At 67.6% G+C, this 13972-nt stretch carries 14 protein-coding genes and 3 pseudogenes; 6 read left to right on the top strand and 11 right to left on the bottom strand.

Annotated features, from left to right (window positions below; all coding sequences use genetic code 11):
- Positions 1-27: 27 nt before the first annotated feature.
- The 4 genes and pseudogenes from ACWPN8_RS16120 to ACWPN8_RS16135 all read left to right on the top strand — a co-directional run.
- On the top strand, positions 28-1140 hold the full coding sequence (locus ACWPN8_RS16120) for an ABC transporter substrate-binding protein (protein WP_492241430.1): 1113 nt from the start codon (positions 28-30) through the stop codon (positions 1138-1140).
- Positions 1141-1180: 40 nt separating this feature from the next.
- Positions 1181-2011, top strand: a complete 831-nt coding sequence (locus ACWPN8_RS16125; RefSeq protein WP_109445714.1) for an ABC transporter permease — start codon at positions 1181-1183, stop codon at positions 2009-2011.
- Complete coding sequence (locus tag ACWPN8_RS16130; RefSeq protein ID WP_492241431.1) at positions 1998-2642, top strand: SLOG cluster 4 domain-containing protein; 645 nt, start codon at positions 1998-2000, stop codon at positions 2640-2642. Before ACWPN8_RS16125 ends, ACWPN8_RS16130 begins: the two co-directional genes overlap by 14 nt.
- Positions 2643-2768: 126 nt before the next feature.
- Positions 2769-3029, top strand: a pseudogene (locus ACWPN8_RS16135) (helix-turn-helix domain-containing protein); the annotation flags it as partial.
- Positions 3030-3236: 207 nt separating this feature from the next.
- Here the strand turns inward: ACWPN8_RS16135 and ACWPN8_RS16140 are convergent.
- The 5 genes and pseudogenes from ACWPN8_RS16140 to ACWPN8_RS16160 form a co-directional block, all read right to left on the bottom strand.
- A pseudogene (locus ACWPN8_RS16140) lies at positions 3237-3554 on the bottom strand (TauD/TfdA family dioxygenase); the annotation flags it as partial.
- A 72-nt stretch (positions 3555-3626) separates the two neighbouring features.
- Positions 3627-4826, bottom strand: coding sequence for an IS256 family transposase (locus tag ACWPN8_RS16145; RefSeq protein WP_492240129.1), 1200 nt, complete (start codon positions 4824-4826; stop codon positions 3627-3629).
- Between the two features lie 271 nt (positions 4827-5097).
- Positions 5098-5361 carry a hypothetical protein gene (locus tag ACWPN8_RS16150; protein ID WP_492241432.1) on the bottom strand — a complete coding sequence of 88 codons (264 nt, stop codon included), beginning with the start codon at positions 5359-5361 and terminating at the stop codon, positions 5098-5100.
- A gap of 51 nt (positions 5362-5412) precedes the next feature.
- Positions 5413-5760 (bottom strand): hypothetical protein, encoded by a 348-nt coding sequence (locus ACWPN8_RS16155; RefSeq protein ID WP_492241433.1) that lies wholly within the window; start codon positions 5758-5760, stop codon positions 5413-5415.
- A gap of 24 nt (positions 5761-5784) precedes the next feature.
- Positions 5785-6777, bottom strand: a complete 993-nt coding sequence (locus tag ACWPN8_RS16160) for an MBL fold metallo-hydrolase (RefSeq protein ID WP_492241434.1) — start codon at positions 6775-6777, stop codon at positions 5785-5787.
- A gap of 188 nt (positions 6778-6965) precedes the next feature.
- Here ACWPN8_RS16160 and ACWPN8_RS16165 point away from each other — a divergent pair, with 188 nt between their 5' ends.
- Together ACWPN8_RS16165 and ACWPN8_RS16170 are read left to right on the top strand one after the other, a co-directional pair.
- Positions 6966-7871 (top strand): LysR family transcriptional regulator, encoded by a 906-nt coding sequence (locus tag ACWPN8_RS16165; protein WP_492241435.1) that lies wholly within the window; start codon positions 6966-6968, stop codon positions 7869-7871.
- A 70-nt stretch (positions 7872-7941) separates the two neighbouring features.
- Positions 7942-8097, top strand: a pseudogene (locus ACWPN8_RS16170) (formate dehydrogenase accessory sulfurtransferase FdhD); the annotation flags it as partial.
- A gap of 26 nt (positions 8098-8123) precedes the next feature.
- Here ACWPN8_RS16170 and ACWPN8_RS16175 read toward each other — a convergent pair.
- The 6 genes from ACWPN8_RS16175 to ACWPN8_RS16200 form a co-directional block, all read right to left on the bottom strand.
- Positions 8124-8831, bottom strand: coding sequence for a GntR family transcriptional regulator (locus ACWPN8_RS16175; protein ID WP_158285372.1), 708 nt, complete (start codon positions 8829-8831; stop codon positions 8124-8126).
- Between the two features lie 64 nt (positions 8832-8895).
- Positions 8896-9948: an AbrB family transcriptional regulator gene (locus ACWPN8_RS16180; protein WP_492241436.1), complete on the bottom strand. Its 1053-nt coding sequence runs from the start codon at positions 9946-9948 to the stop codon at positions 8896-8898.
- Positions 9949-10103: 155 nt separating this feature from the next.
- A complete protein-coding gene (locus tag ACWPN8_RS16185; RefSeq protein WP_109445727.1) occupies positions 10104-10805 on the bottom strand; it encodes an isochorismatase family protein in 702 nt (233 codons plus the stop codon).
- A 12-nt stretch (positions 10806-10817) separates the two neighbouring features.
- Complete coding sequence (locus tag ACWPN8_RS16190) at positions 10818-12002, bottom strand: ABC transporter ATP-binding protein (protein ID WP_492241437.1); 1185 nt, start codon at positions 12000-12002, stop codon at positions 10818-10820.
- The gene (locus tag ACWPN8_RS16195) at positions 11999-13072 is read right to left on the bottom strand and encodes an ABC transporter ATP-binding protein (RefSeq protein ID WP_492241438.1); all 1074 of its coding nucleotides are present in this window, start codon (positions 13070-13072) and stop codon (positions 11999-12001) included. The genes ACWPN8_RS16190 and ACWPN8_RS16195 overlap by 4 nt, the downstream gene beginning before the upstream one ends.
- 11 nt (positions 13073-13083) lie before the next feature.
- On the bottom strand, positions 13084-13965 hold the full coding sequence (locus tag ACWPN8_RS16200) for an ABC transporter permease (protein WP_109445731.1): 882 nt from the start codon (positions 13963-13965) through the stop codon (positions 13084-13086).
- Positions 13966-13972: the final 7 nt, after the last annotated feature.

Raw genomic sequence — 13972 nt, forward strand, 5'->3', positions numbered from 1 at the left:
CCGGCCTCCCTGGAAAGGCCTGACCCGATGAAACGCCTGATCACCGCCGTCGCCCTGTCGGCGGCCGGCCTGATGACCGCCGCCCTGCCGACCGCCGGCACCGCGCTGGCCCAAGCCACCGCCGTCGAGGCGGTCACCGCCGGCGACGAGCTCTATCAGGGCGAACGCGCCCTCTACGAGCAGTCCCTGAAGGAGGGGCTGGTCGTCTCCTTCGACACCGGCCCGACCTGGGCCAACTGGGCGGCGGAGTTCGCCGCCTTCAAGAAGCGCTATCCCGGTGTCGAGATGACCTACAACGATCTCGGCTCCGCTGCGACTGTGGTGGCGCTGGACAAGGCGCGCAACCGCCCGCAGGCCGACACCGCCTATTACTTCGCCGCGTCGGCCTTCGATGCCATGGCGAAGGACGTCGTTGCCCCCTTCAAGCCGGTGAATTTCGACAGGCTGCCCGAGGTGTTCCGTGACCCCGACGGCAAATGGTTCACCATCCATTCGCTGACCGTCGCCTTCGTCGTGAACACCAAACTGGTCAAGGAGGTGCCGAAGAGCTGGGCCGACCTGCTGAAGCCCGAATACAAGAACAGCGTCGTCTATCTCGACCCGCGCTCCACCGGCATCGGGCAGGTGATCGGCTTCGCCGCCAATTTCGGCAATGGCGGCGACATGGACAATCTCCAGCCCGGCTTCGACTATTTCGCCCGCCTGCACAAGTCCGGCAACGTGATGCGGGTGGAGGGCACCACCCCCTACGCCAAATTCGTCAAGGGCGAGATTCCGATCTGGATCTCCTACGAGAACGACGGGCTGAAGGCCAAGCACACCGACGGGCTGGGCGACGCCGTCTCCGTCGTCATCCCGGCCGAGGCATCGGCCGCCGCCCCCTATGGCATCAGCCTGGTGAAGAACGGCCCCAACCCGAACGCCGGCAAGCTGTGGCTGAACTTCATCATGAGCGCCAAGGGCCAGGCGATCTTCGCCGAGGGCTATGTCCGGCCGTCGGTGCCCGGCATCGCCCTGCCGGCCGACATCGCCGCGAAGCTGCCGCCGGCCCCGCAGGTCCGTCCCCTCGACGTCAAGGCGGCGGCGGCGCGCAAGGCGGCGGTCGATGCCGGCTGGACCAAGGCGGCTCTCGACAAATGACCGCCACCCGTCCCGGCATCGCTCGCCCAGGGTCCGGATCATGAGCGGATCGCCCATTCTCCGTCTGCTGCTGGCGGTGCCGGGGCTGGCGCTGCTGATTCTCTTCTTCCTGCTGCCGCTGGGCGCCGTGGCATGGCAGGCCCTGGCCGGAGACGCCATCCAGCGCGTCTTCGCCCAGGGCGACCTGCTGGCGGCGCTGGGCAACTCGCTGCTGCTGGGTTTGGAGGCGGGGCTGGCCTCGGTGGTGCTGGGCGTGGCCGTCGCCCTGCATCTCGCCCGCCTGCCCCCAGGCCGCCGCGCCCTGCTTCAGGTGGTCATCGCCCTGCCGCTGACCTTTTCCGGCCTGATCGTCGCCTACGGCTTCATCCTGCTGCTCGGCCGCGCCGGCTTCGCCACGCTGCTGCTGGCGGAGCTGGGCGCCGATCCGGCGGCGATCGCCGCCTTCCTCTATGACCGGCCGGGGCTGGTTCTGGCCTACAGCTATTTCCTGACGCCGCGCGTGATCCTGACCCTGCTGCCGGTCTTCGCCAATTTCGACCATCGCCAGACCGAGGCGGCGGAATCGATGGGGGCCAGCCGGCTGCGCGCCCTGATCGACATCCTCGCCCCGCAGGTGGCGCCCACCGTGCTCGCCTCCTTCGCCCTGGTGACGGCCGTCGCCTTCGGCGCCTATGGCACGGCACTGGCGCTGGTCGGCACCCAGATCAACATCCTTCCCCTGCGGCTCTACAGCCTGATCGCCGATGCCGGCGCCGATTTTCCGCTGGCCGCCGCGCTGTCGGTGCTGCTGCTGGCCGTCTGTTCCTTCCTGATGGCGGTGGCGGAGATCGCCGCCGCCCGTTCCGAGGCCGATCACCATGTTCGAACTTGACCGCGACACCAACCGCCTGCACCACGCCGGCCGTCTCTTCGATCCCGCCACCCGGAGCTGGAGCGCCGTACCCCAGCCCGCCGGGGCGCAGGCGCTCGGACCGGAAGAAGCGTTGCACTGGCTCCAGACCCGGGGCGGCCATCCCCTGCGGGCGCCGGTCGGGGTGATCGGCCCGAACGAGGCGACCGACGCCGCCCTGGCTGCCGCCCGTGCCATCGGCGCCATCCTGGCGCGCTGTGGCCTGACCCTGCTGTGCGGCGGTCGCCAGGGGGTGATGGAGGCGGCCTGCCGCGGCGCGGCGGAGGCGGGCGGCCTGGGCATCGCCCTGCTGCCGGGCGCCGATCCCGCCACCGCCAACCCCTATGCCGGCATCGTGCTGGCGTCCGGCATCGGCGAGGCGCGCAACGCGCTGATCGCCCAGGCCAGCCACTGTTTGATCGCGGTCGGCGACAGCTATGGCACCCTGTCGGAGGTGGCGCTGGGCCTGCGCCTGGGCAAGACCGTCTTCGGGCTGGCCGGCGCCGCAACGGTCGAAGGGGTGCGACATCTCGCCGACCCCGCCGCATTGCCGGAGGCGCTCGCCGCCCATCTGTTCGGGCTGGACGCGCCCACCGTCCCGGTGCGGGCATAGGTCCAGGCGGTGCTCATGCGCGACCAAGCCGGTTGGCTCGGGTCACGGGCTCCGCTTTCCGTGCCAATGACGGTGAGACATCGGCCCCCCGGAAGTTTAGGCTTGAGGGCGTAAGAAACTGATTTCGTGGTCATGCCCAACAAGACGCCCTTGCCAGCCCCTGCATCGGAAGTGGCTCCTGACGCCGGTGAGAAGCTTCGGATCCTGGCCAAGAGGGATCGGGCGGCGGATACCGGCGGGATCGCCGCGATTTTGCGGCGAGAAGGACTTTATTCGTCGACCCTGACCGATTGGCGCCGACAGCGCGATGCCGGCGCCTTCAAGGCGTTCAAACCGCTCAAGCGCGGGCCGAAGCCGGCCCCCGCCAACCCGTTGGAGGTGGAGGTGGAGGTGGAGGTGGCGGTGGAGGCGCAGCGTCCTGGCGACCTGCTGGCGATCCTGGAGGCGTGCGCCGGGGTGGACCCGAAACGCCGACAGCCCCCGCCTCGTTGGAGGCGGGCTGTCAAGTGTCGGTGGTTGCGGGGGCGGGATTTGGCCTTTACCGAATGATGACCCGATCCTGGGTGCGGCAGGATTGACACCCCGCTTCCCTACTCAATAGGGCCGGTCAACCAAAACAGTGGCGCGGTGCATAATGCGCCGGTGCGGCGAATAGTCGTTCACCGCGTAATGCTGGGTCGATCTGCTGTCCCACAGCACCAGATCGTCAGGTTTCCAGTGCCAGCGCACCGTGTATTCCGGTCGGCTGATATGGTCGTACAGGAAGTCCAGAATCGCCGCACTCTCCCGGTCGCTGAACCCGACGATGCGCGCGGTGAAGGTCTCATTCACGAACAGGGCCTTGGCACCGCTGACCGGATGGGTGCGGAGGACGGGATGGACGACCGCAGGGTGCTTGTCCCGCGCCGCTTTCCGGTCGTGTCCCGAGGCGTGGTGTAGGAGCCGGGGCGCTCATCTGGTCTCCGGCAGTTCTGGCCGGGACGGTCACGCGGCCGCAGCGGGCAACGTGAGGGCAAGATCATCGCGCAGCGGGGCGATGGTTTCCAGGGTCATGTAACGCGCCCGCTGCACCGCCCATTCGTCGTTCTGTTCGAGCAGGATGGCACCGATCAACCGGGTGATCGCCGCCTCGTTGGGAAAGATGCCGACCACCTCGGTGCGCCGCTTGATCTCGCCGTTCAGGCGTTCCAGTGGGTTCGTGCTGTGGATCTTGGCGCGGTGCTCCTTGGGGAAGGTCATGAAGGCCAGCACGTCGTCCTCGGCCTCGTCGAGCAGGGCGGCCAGCTTCGGCAGCTTGGGGCGGACCTGATCGGCGACTTGGCGCCACTGCGCCTTGGCGGCGCCGGCGTCGTCCTGGGCAAACGCCGTGGCAATGAAGGCCGACACCACGCGCCGGCCGCTCCGGCCGGCATGCGCCAGCACGTTGCGCATGAAATGCACCCGACAGCGCTGCCACGTGGCGCGGAACACCTTGGACACGGCGGCCTTGATGCCCTCGTGGGCGTCGGAGATCACCAGCTTCACGCCGGCCAAGCCGCGGCGCTTGAGCTTACGCAGGAAGTCGATCCAGAAGGTCTCCGCCTCCGAGGCGCCGATGTCCATGCCCAGCACCTCGCGCCGGCCATCGGTGTTCACCGCCACCGCGATGGTGACGGCGACCGAGACGATGCGGCCATTCTGGCGGACCTTCACATAGGTGGCGTCAATCCACAGGTACGGCCAGTCGCCTTCGATGGGGCGCTCCAGGAAGGTCTTCACCCGCTCGTCGATCTCTTCGCACAGCCGGCTGACCTGGCTCTTGGAGATGCCGCCCATGCCGAGCGCCTTGACCAGGTCGTCCACCGAGCGCGTCGAGATGCCGTGCACGTAGGCTTCCTGGATCACCGCGGTCAGCGCCTTCTCGGCCATCCGGCGCGGCTCCAGGAAACCGGGGAAGTACGAGCCCTTGCGCAGTTTTGGGATGCGCAGCTCGACGGTGCCGGCGCGGGTTTCCCAGTCGCGCTCGCGGTAGCCGTTGCGCTGGACCAGCCGCTCGGCGGAGCGCTCGCCGTGGGCAGCACCAGTCAGGCCCTGCACCTCCAACTCCATCAGCCGCTCGGCCGCGAAACCGATCATCTCGCGCAGAACGTCGGCGTCAGGGCTCTTCTCCAGCAGCGCGCGAAGCGCCATCATCTCGTCGGTCATCGTGGTCATCCTTCGGTCGGGTTGAGGTGTGGTGACCAGACTCTACCGAAGATCCACGATGACCGCCCCGCTGTGGGGAACCGGCCCGCCTACGCCAGCCATGTGAAGGCGCTTCGGCGGGCCGCTTACCCACAGTTCCTACACCACGCTCTGGGACGTGACCCGCTTTCCAACGCGCATGGGTCTCCGGATCGCCGTTGTGCCGCCATTCCGGAACGGAGCGGGTGAAGTCGTGCAGGGCCTTCAACGGCTCCAGCAGACGGCGGATCGGTTAGGACAGGCCGTTGTAGGCGGCGACGTTGCTTGCCCACACCGTGTCGCCGCCGATGGCGTCCGCCTGGAGTTCCCGATTGCGCGGCGCGTTGAGCTTGAAGAATGGACCGGCTTCCCGCTCCAGAGTGAGGTCGTCTCCGTCGCGGCAATCCAGGGCCAGAGGGAGTTCAAGGTCCGCTTGCGCGAATGCCCTGGTTCTGGCGGTGTGGATCGGAGGCGGCGTCAGGAATGCGATCAATAGGGAGCGGCGGCTGGTGGGCAAGGTCCATCTCCAGACGTAGATTTCACCGGGATCCCGGCTGGTTGTGGACCGTCACCGCAGGCGTCGCGCGGCGTTGGCCTGGGCCTCCCGGATCAGACCGGAATACATCATCTCATTGCCGGGGTACCAAGGCATGGAGCCGATTGTTCCGAAGCCGGGGATCGTCTCCATATGCGCGACCATGCGGACACGCATGCGGTCGTCGGGAAGCGGGCAGGTCATCGCCTGGACGGTGCGCGGCAAGGCGCGCGTCAGTACATCCGGATTCGATCCCGAAGCCGACAACCCCGCCTTCGTATCCTGGACCTGAGCCGTGGCTTGGTTGGCCAGGGCAAGCCCTGTTGCCACCGCCCCCATCGTGCCGATGAAACCGCGCCTGTCGATCTTCGACTGGTCCATGAAATCCCTCCTCTTTCCCCGGCGTCAGAACTGCCAGTCGGCAGGCACCCAGACATAGGCGCCATCGGTCTTCAGCATCCGGCCGAGGCCCGGGAACGGAAAATGGAAACCGAGCACGGGAATGCGATCGACCGCCGCCCGATCGAAGATGCGCCGGCGGGAGGCCAAGGCCGTCCCCTTGTCGCGGTCCGGTCCCGGAACCCAGGGCTGATCCACGTTGACGACCGGGTGATAGGCAAGGTCGGCCGTCAGCAGCAGTTGGTCGTTCCCCGAATGGACAAGAAACGTCGCCATGCCCGGGGTGTGGCCGGATGCGACGATCGTCGTGAGGCCGGGCACGATCTCGGCGCCGGCTTCATAGAACTCGATATCGGTCTTGACCGGATCGAGGCTGCTCTTGATGGCCGCCGCGAAGCGCACACGGAAATCCTCCGGAACCGGCATGTAGGAGAGATCCGGATCGGTGCGGACGAAGAAATCCCAGTCCGCCTTCGGAACGAAGACCGTGGCGCGGGGGAAGGCCTTGCCGCCGTCCGCGGTTCTCAGGTTGCCGACATGATCGGGGTGGGTGTGGGAGACGACGACCACGTCGATGTCAGCGGGACCGAGGCCGATCGCCGCCAGATTTTCAAAGATGCGGCCGCCGTTCGGACCCATTGTCCTGCCGGCGCCGGCCTCGATGAGAATCCGCCGCCCACCGATTTCGATCAGCAGCGTGTTGAGGTTGAGGGTCAAATGGTCGGTCGGAAGGAATGCCCGCCGCAGCACCGCCTGAAGCTCCGCCTCGGGCGCGTCGCTCGCATAGATGCGAGGTGGGCCGCCGATTACGCCGTCGCTCAAGACGGTCGCACTGATCTCACCGACACGCAAACGGTAGTGGCCGGCGTTGCCGCTCGGCGAGGATGCGGCCCGGGCCGTCGCGCTGCCGAAGCCGCCCGAAGCCGGGACGAGCATGCTCGATGCGCTTGCGACGGCGGACACCATGATGGTGCGTCTGTTGAGAGTGAAGGCATTCATCTGTCTTCCCTTTTCAGTTGGACGCACTCGCGCTTCATTCGGATGTACCGGGCGGATGTATCGGGCAGAACATGACCGCTGAAAGGAAGCGGAGGAGCGCGACAGCCAGCTTGGTGCCAACCATGACATGGGAAAATTGATCCGATAAGCTATGCAGTTATAATCAGCTTGATTAGAGAAGCTTCCCAATGAATCCGGTTCGGCTGGACAACCTCGATGTGTTCGTTTCCATCGTCCGCTGCGGCGGTTTCCGTGCTGCCGCGCTCGAACGAGGCGTGTCCTCATCGGCTTTGAGCCAAACGATGAACACCTTGGAAGAGGCTCTCGGCATTCGGCTCCTCAATCGAACAACGAGAAGCGTGGCTCCGACGGAAGCAGGACAACGCCTCCTCGATCGTTTGGCCCCGGCGTTGAGTGATATCAGGCTCGCCATCGCGGAGGTCGACGAGTTGCGGGACAGCCCATCCGGCACTTTGCGGTTCAACGCGCCGGGCCCCGCCGTCGATCATCTTCTCGGCCCGCTGGCCTTCGACTTCATGGATGCTTATCCCGAAGTTAAGATCGAGATCGTCAGCGACGCGGCTGTCATCGATATCGTCGAGCAGGGGTTCGATGCCGGCGTCAGGTTCGGCAAGCAGTTGGCGCAGGACATGATCGCACTCCCGTTTGGCCCTACGCTTCGATATGCGATTGTCGCTTCACCGGATTACATAAAAAGGCATGGCCGGCCGCAGGTCCCGCAAGATCTCGTAAATCATGACTGTATCAAGCGCAGATTTCCCGGTGGCTCCCTGGTTACATGGCGGTTTGTCGATGGCGACGACGAGATAGAAATCTCACCCACAGGCCGCCTGACGGTGAGCGCGGCGCACAACGAACTGCAAGCGGCGCTGGCCGGCAGAGGAATCGCGCATGTCTTCGATGACTATGCCAAACCCCTTATTCTGAATGGTCGGCTGGTGGAACTCCTTGCCGATTGGAGCCCAAATTTGCCGCACTGGTTCCTGTACTACCCCAGTCGCCGCCTGCCGAGCGCAGCCATGCGCGCATTTCTGGATTATATGAAGAGCTATGATTGGCAGGCTATAAAGTAACAAGCCCATCACGGCGTCGAGATCGCCCAGGCGGAGCAACTCGTAGCCTCGAACCGCAGGACGGCACAACGCGCTGGACAAGCTGATCGGCTGGCTGGTTCGCACCGGCACCGACCGGCGCGGTGGCTTCGTCCCTACCTTCAGCCGCGCCAGCCATGAACTGGTGCAGAAGGACGCGCGCCTCGGCATCGGCGGGCTGGTCGCCATTTCCGAACCGACCGGCATGGCGGTGCGCATCTGGCCGGCACGCGATCATCCTTCGTTTTCCTCCATCCGGCGGCTGATCAGATCGCTAGGCCCCTGGAGATGCTCGCGAACCAGGAACTCCACGCGACTGCCCTGCCGGCGGACGACGGCGTCCAGGATGCGGCGGTGCTCGTCGTTGTAGCGGCGCAGGGTGGCGCAGTCCCGCTCCATCTCCAGCACGTCGTCGATCTTGGGAACGCGGTAGACGAGCTGGAACATCCGGCTGAACAGTCCGCTGGAAACCTGCGCCATCAGTCCGTTGTGGAATCTCTGGTTGAGCTGGCGCCATTGAGCCAACCCTTCCCCCTCCAACAGCCCCTCCCCGCTCACCAGCGCCTCGGCACGGTCCAGTCCCGCCCGCAAGGTCCGCTCCACATCCGCCGGCAGACCGCGCTCGGCGACGATCCGGCAGCCATGCCCCTCCAGCAGGCCGCGCATCTCATAGCTTTCCAACAGGTCGCGCAGGGTGAACTGGCGCACCGTGTAGCCACGGTTGGTTTCGTAGGTGACCAACCCTTCCCGCTCGGCCGCTACCAGCGCCTCGCGGATCGGGGTGCGGGACACGCCGAACTGAGCGGCAAGCTCCGTCTCGCGGAGCTTGGTGCCGGGGGGCAAGCGGCCTTCGAGGACCTGGTTCCGCAGCGCGATCATGATCGACCCCACCTGCTCGGAGCGGTAGGGCTCGGCCGTCTTGCCTTCGGGAAACTCGGACATGGACATCCTCCAGCATGGGACGGCCAGCGCGCGGGGCAATGTTGATGGAACTGGCGCAGGGTTTCTAGCTGCGGCGCAGAACCCGCACAAGCAGAACGCTGAGCAGGATCGTTCCAAACAATCGCAGCGTCTGCAGGGTCAGGATGAAAGGCACGTCGGCCGCGCTGCCCAGCGCCACCACGGTGACGGAATCCAGCCCGCCGGGACTGGTGGCGAGATAGGCGGTCAGCGGATCCTTCCCGGTCAGCCTGCTGAGCAGCCAGGCCGACCCGACCGACAGGAGCACAAGGCCGAGGGTGGACAGCAGCATGGCCGGGATCGAACTCACGAGGTCGCGCAGCAGGTCGCGGCGAAAACGCAGACCGGTGGTCCAGCCGATGATGGCGAAGGCGACGGCGATCAGCCAGCTTGGCGCGTCGAGCGTCACCAGACCGGACATGCCGAGCACGCCGCCGAGCAGGATCGGCCCCAGCAGCGGCCCCGCCGGCAGCCGCAGCACGGTGCCGAGCCAGCCGCCGAGAAGCGCCACCCCCACCAGCGTCAGGGTGGAAAGCGGCGTTGCCATCGACACGGCGGCAGCCGCGGTGGCGCCGGCAAGGGGGGCACCGGCCGGAACACCCAGCAGGAAATGGCAGGCCAGCGACGCAAGGACGACGACGACGATGACCCGGAGATACTGCATCACCGCGACGAAACGGGGGTCGCCGCCGAAATCGCCGGCCATGGCGATCATCGCCGGGGCGGCACCCGGCATGGTACCCCACAGAGCGGTGCCGGCCGGCAGCCGGCCCGAGCGTTCCAGCAGCCAGCCGACCAGAACGGCCCCGGCCATCATGCTCGTCAGAGCCACCAACATCGGGAACCAGTGCAGGGCCACGTCATGGAGGATCGACGCGTCGAGCGAGCGCGCCACCACCCCGCCGGTCAGCGCCTGGGCGAGCCACAGGGACCGCTTGGGCAGTTCGATGGTCGAACCGCGCACCCCGAGGATCACGGCGGCGAACATCGGGCCGAGCAGCACCGCCCCCGGCACGGTCGCCACGGTGAACAGGCCGGTGAACAGGAGGGTGGCCGCCACCAGCAGGCACCACTGGAGAGGAATGGGCAGGGAACTCATGATGGACGATCTGTCGGGTGGCGGGCCACCGCTCCTTGAGGGTGTTTGGGGAACAGCCGTTCCCTTCGGGTTGGGGCATCGCAGGTGCGGACCATGAACGGTCCCGCCCGATGCGGTTGCCCCACCCTTCGGGGAACCTTGGCAGAGCCGGCCGATCAGGCCGGCTGGCCCACCGCCCGGGTCCCGGCATGAGCGCCGGTCTGGGCGCTGGCATGGGCGCTGACATGGGCGCTGACATGGGCCATGACGTCCGCCACCGGCAGCACGTCGCCGTATTTGGCGTTCATGTCGAACAGCGCGGCCTCGTGCGGAGCCGGATGGCGGTCGCCGACGCATTCCGCCGGAACGATGACACGGAAGCCGTGCGATACCCCGTCCACCGCCGTTGCGCGGACGCACCCGCTGGTCGAGCAACCGGTGACGATCACCGTGTCGCATTCCAGCACGCGCAGCATGGTGCTGAGCGGCGTGCCGAAGAAGGCCGAGGAGTGATGCTTCACCAGCACGATGTCCCCCGCTTCGGGCGTGACGCGGGCGTCGAAATTGGCCAGCGGGTTGTCGGCGGTGAAGGCCCGCAGGGCCGGCACCTTCTTCACGAACATGCCGCCCTCGCTGCCCGCCTCGTCATAGACGACCTTGGTATAGATCACCGGCAGCCCGGCCCGGCGGGCGGCCGCATAAAGCGGGACGCTCGCCTCGACCGCGTCCACCACGCCCTGCCCGAAGAACGGTGCGCCGGGCTGGGTGTAGAAATCGATGAAGTCGATCGACAGCACGGCGGCCTTCCGGCCGAAGCCGATTCGGTTCTGGAAGACGCCGGAATAATTGTCCTTGAGTTCGTCGGTGACACTGAACATGGGATTTCGCCTTCAGACGGATTGCGGGGAGATCGGGCGGATGGGCGGATAGCCGATGTCCTGAAGGACGGCCGCCGCCACCTCGGATCGGGTTTCCGGGGTTTCGGGGAAATGGCAGGCGACCTGATCGCCGGTGGCCGTGCCGGTCTGGTCGCCGCAGGGGCGCAACACCGGCTGTTCCATCAGGCAGGCGCGCGGCAGCAGGGCATCGCCGCTGCGCTCGGTCGGCACGTCGCCGCCGGCCGCCACCAGCCGGGCGCGGTAGCAGCGGGGATGGAAACGGCAGCCCGGCGGCACGTTGGTGGCCGAGCCGATCTCCCCCATCGTCACCGAGGTGCGGCGTCGCTTGCGCATGCGGAGATCGGCGATCGGCACTGCCGACAGCAGGGAAACGGTGTAGGGATGCAGCGGCCGGCGGTAGAGCGTGTCGCGCGCGGCCAGCTCTACCACAGTGCCGAGATACATCACGGCGATGCGGTGGCTGACGTGGCGGACCACCGCGAGATCATGCGCGATGAACAGGTAGGAAAGCCCGCGCTCGCGCTGGATGCGCTGGAGCAGGTTGATGATCTGGGCCTGGATCGACACGTCGAGCGCCGACACCGGCTCGTCGAGCACCAGGATCTTGGGATCGAGCGTCAGGGCGCGGGCGATGCCGATGCGCTGGCGCTGGCCGCCGGAGAACTGGTGCGGGTAGCGGTCGGCGTGCGACGGGTCGAGCCCAACGAGGCTCATCACCCCGGCCACCTTGTGCGGCCCCCCCTTTGGATCCCACAGGCCGTGGACCTTCAACGGCTCGGCGATGCTCTGGCCGATGGTGACGCGGGGATCGAGCGAGCCGTAGGGATCCTGAAACACCATCTGGATGTCGCGGCGCATCGCCTGCATCGCAGCCTTCGGCACCTCGGTCACGTCGCGGCCGTCCACCAGCAGACGGCCGCTGCTGGGATCCACCAGCCGCAGGGCAAGGCGGCCCAGCGTGCTCTTGCCGCTGCCGCTCTCGCCGACCAGTCCCAGCGTCTCGCCGGGATGGATCGCCAGCGACACCCCGTCCACCGCGCGCACCGGGGTGCCCGCCTTGCGGAAGAGGCCGCCGCGCCGGGTGAAGACGCGCGAGGCGTCGACCAGTTCCAGGGCCGGCGGCTGCCCGTCGGCGGCCCCCGATGCTGTCTGGAATCGGCTCTGGGTCTGGCTCATCGGGCGGCCTCCATCTGATCGAGCCGGTCGGCATGGAAACAGGCGCTGCGGTGGCCGCTGCGGTCGCCGGCCAGCGGCAGCGGGCGCTTGGTGCAGCAGTCGGCCCGGCCGCGGCCCAGCGTGCAGCGCGGTTCGAACGCGCAGCCGGGCGGCAGGCGGGCGACGTTGGGAGGCTGGCCCTCGATGGCCGGCAACTCCTCGTCCACCGGTCCGTCGAGGCGCGGAATGCTGCGGAACAGCGCGCGGGTGTAGGGATGGCGGGGGTCGGAGAACACCTCTTCGATGGAACCGACCTCGACCAGCCGGCCGGCATACATCACCGCGACATCGTCGGCGTAGCGGGCGACGAGGCCGAGATCGTGGGTGATGAGAACGAGCGCCATGCCTGTGTCGGCCTGAAGCTCGGCCAGCAGGTCGAGAATCTGGGCCTGCACCGTCACGTCGAGCGCGGTGGTCGGCTCGTCGGCGATCAGCACCTTGGGGGACAGGGCGATGGCCATGGCGATCAGCACGCGCTGGCGCTGGCCGCCGGAAAGCTGGTGCGGATAGTCGTCGATGCGCCGCGCCGGGTCCGGGATCTGCACGCGGGCCAGCAGCTCGACGGCGCGGGTGCGGGCGGCGGCGCGGCTGAAATGGCCGTGCGCGCGCAACACTTCGACGATCTGTTCCCCGATGGTGAAGACCGGGTTCAGCGCGGTCAGCGGATCCTGGAAGATCATCGACACCACCGCGCCGCGCAGGCGGCGCAGCTGCTCGGGCGTCTGGCCCAGGACATCGGCGCCGCCGATGCGCACCTCGCCGCGCTGGACCCGGCCGGGGCTGGCGACGAGGCCGAGCGCCGACAGGAAGGTCATCGACTTGCCCGAGCCGGATTCGCCGACCACCGCCAGCGTGCCGCCGGCCCGCACGGCCAGCGAGATGCCGTCGATGACGGTGATGGGACCGTCATCGCTGGGAAAGACGGTCGTCAGGTCGCGCAACTCCAGCGCCACCGGTCGCGGGACCGGAACGGGGGCCACCGGCGGCGGCGGGGCAACGGACAGGCCGGGGTGCGGGTTTGGGTTTGCCATGGTCGGAGTCCTCACAGCAGCTTGCCGGACGAGCGGCGCATCTGCGGATCGAGCGTGTCGCGCAGCCCATCACCCAGCAGGTTGAGGGCAACCACCATCAGGGCGATGCACAGCCCCGCCGACAGCGAGATCATCGGGTTCGACGCCAGGAAGCTCTGACCGTCGGCGATCACGTTGCCCCAGGTCGGCGCCGGCGGCTGCACGCCCAGGCCAAGGAAGCTCAACCCCGCCTCTGCCAGGATGGCGGTGGCGGCGCCGATGGTCGCCACGACGATCACCGGGGGCAGGCTGTTGGGCACGACATGCAGGAACAGCAGCCGCAGATTCCCCATGCCGATGGCGCGGGACGCCTCGACGTAGGTGCGCGGCTTGATGGTCAGCACCACCGCGCGCATGACGGCGGCGACGCGCGGGGTATAGGCCAGCGCCACGGCGACGATCACCGATTCCAGCGAGGAGCCGCGCGCGGCCACCAGCGCCAGAGCCAGCAGGAAGCCGGGGAAGGCCAGCAGGATGTCGATGATCGAGACGGTGATCCGCTCGACCCAGCCGCCGAAGAAGCCGGCGACGGCGCCGATCACCATGCCCAGCGTCAGCGACAGCGCCATCACGGCAACGGCGACCTGCAAGGAGATGCGGGTTCCCCAGATCAGCCGGGACAGCACGTCGCGGCCATACTGGTCGGTGCCGAGAAGATGCTGGCCCGAAGGGGCCGCCAGCGTATTGGCAAGGTCGGTGTCGAGCGGCGACCAGGGCGCGATCCAGGGGGCGGCGACGGCGATGACCAGCATCGCCGCCAGCAGGATCGTACCGATCAGGAATCCCGGATGGCGGAAGTAGCGCATCAGGGAGGACCGCCTGGGCGGGGCGGACACGGCTGCGGTTGCGGACATGATCGGT

This window comes from Azospirillum sp. UENF 112521 (assembly GCF_058780665.1).